Source organism: Streptomyces sp. NPDC051976 (genome assembly GCF_040680795.1).
GTDB lineage: Bacteria > Actinomycetota > Actinomycetes > Streptomycetales > Streptomycetaceae > Actinacidiphila.
Genome location: NZ_JBFAXL010000147.1, coordinates 1 through 1,798 on the forward strand (window position 1 = coordinate 1; position 1,798 = coordinate 1,798).

The window sequence follows — 1,798 nt, forward strand, 5'->3', positions numbered from 1 at the left end:
CGCAACACCCTGCAGGCGCGGACCACGATGGCGACGGGTGCGGAGGCGCTGAAGACCTTCGCGGTCTCGCGGCTGCTGTTCGACAACGTGCCGCACGTGAAGGTGTTCTGGGTGATGCACGGTCTGTCGACCGCGCAGCTGGCGCTCAACCACGGCGCCGACGACATGGACGGCTCGGTCGTGGAGTACAAGATCACCCATGACGCGGACGACTACGGCACCCCGAACAAGCTGACCAGGGACGACATCCTCGACCTGATCCGTGACGCGGGCTTCCGTCCGGTGGAGCGCAACACCCGTTACGAGATCATCCGCGAGTACCCGGGCCCGGACGGCGAGCGCCGGGAGTCGCCGCAGCCCATGCGGGTGTGACACCCGGTCAGGGATTTCGACAACACGAGGGGGACAGCACGCGATGGCCACCGATCACGAACCGCTCGAGGTGTGGATCGACCAGGACCTCTGCACGGGGGACGGAATCTGCGCCCAGTACGCCCCGGACGTCTTCGCACTCGACGTCGACGGGCTCGCCTACCTCCGCGGCAGCGGCGAGGAGTTGCTCTACGAGCCCGGCGCGACCGCCCGTGTCCCCGCGCCTGCCGCGGCCGACGTCGTGCGGTCCGTGCAGGACTGCCCCGGGGAGTGCATCCACCTCCGCGGCACGGGGGAGGCGAGCTGATGGATTCCCCTGTGCGCCCCGGCGGGTCCGACGGGCCGCAGCGCCGCCCCAGGGTCGGGCACCTGGACTTCCTCAACAGCCTGCCGCTCTACTGGGGGCTGGGGCGCAACGGCGCCCTGATCGACCTCGACATCACCGCCGACACCCCCGACCGGCTGAGCGCGGCCCTCACCGACGGGCGCCTCGACGTGGGCCCGATCAGTCTGGTCGAGTTCCTCCGCCACCAGGACGATCTGGTCGCCCTGCCGGAGCCGGCCATCGGCAGCGACGGGCCGGTCATGTCCTGTCTGATCGTCAGCAGGGGCCCGCTGAAGGAGCTGGACGGCCGCACCGTCGCGCTGTCGACCACCAGCCGCACCTCCATCCTGCTGGCGGAACTCCTCCTCGACCGGTGCGTCGGTGTCTCGCCGGTCTTCCGGCCCGCCTCCGGCGGCGCGGGTGCCATGCTGGAAGGCGCCGATGCGGCCGTCCTCATCGGCGACGCGGCCCTGCACGCCTCGCTCCACGAGGCACCGCGGCTGGGCCTGCAAGTGCACGACCTCGGGGCGATGTGGAAGGACTGGACGGGACTCCCCTTCGTCTTCGCGCTCTTCGCGGCCCGCCGCTCCTACCTCGCCGCTGAGCCGGACGCGGTCGAGAACGTGCACCGGGCGCTCGTACGCGGCCGCGACGTCGGTCTGCGGGAGATCGACCGGATCTGCGCGCACGCCGCCCGGTGGACGCCCTACCCGCCCGACTTCCTGCACCGGTACTTCACCCGGGCACTGGACTACACCCTGGGCTCCGCACAGCTGGCCGGGATCGCGGAGTTCGCACGCCTGGCCGGCGGCGCGCGGGCGGGCTTCGCCCCCGATACGACCGTCACCGTCCTCGCCCACGCATCCGTCTCACCCGGCGGACCGGCCGGGCGACCGACCACCGAGCCGGAGGAACCGCGATGACCGCCGCCCCTGCCGATGTGTCTCTCCCAACCGTCCTCGCCCGTGCCGCCGACGGTGGGCGGATCACTCCGGAGGAGGCGCTGGATCTGTACCGGTCGGCGCCTCTGCACGCGTTGGGTGCGGCGGCCGACGCGGTGCGCCGGCGCCGGTACGCGGGCACCGAGCACATCGCCACGTA

At 72.0% G+C, this 1,798-nt stretch carries 2 protein-coding genes and 2 pseudogenes; all 4 read left to right on the plus strand.

Translation table 11 applies throughout. The features are described 5' to 3' along the window. Positions 1-372: pseudogene (locus tag AB0M29_RS45100) on the plus strand (aminofutalosine synthase MqnE); the annotation flags it as partial. 43 nt (positions 373-415) lie between these two features. Next, the gene (locus AB0M29_RS45105; RefSeq protein WP_365393663.1) at positions 416-679 is read left to right on the plus strand and encodes a ferredoxin; all 264 of its coding nucleotides are present in this window, start codon (positions 416-418) and stop codon (positions 677-679) included. Beyond that, the gene (locus AB0M29_RS45110) at positions 679-1,620 is read left to right on the plus strand and encodes a menaquinone biosynthesis protein (protein WP_365393665.1); all 942 of its coding nucleotides are present in this window, start codon (positions 679-681) and stop codon (positions 1,618-1,620) included. Before AB0M29_RS45105 ends, AB0M29_RS45110 begins: the two co-directional genes overlap by 1 nt. Next, positions 1,617-1,798 (plus strand): annotated as a pseudogene (locus AB0M29_RS45115) (dehypoxanthine futalosine cyclase); the annotation flags it as partial. The gene AB0M29_RS45110 and the pseudogene AB0M29_RS45115, both read left to right, overlap by 4 nt.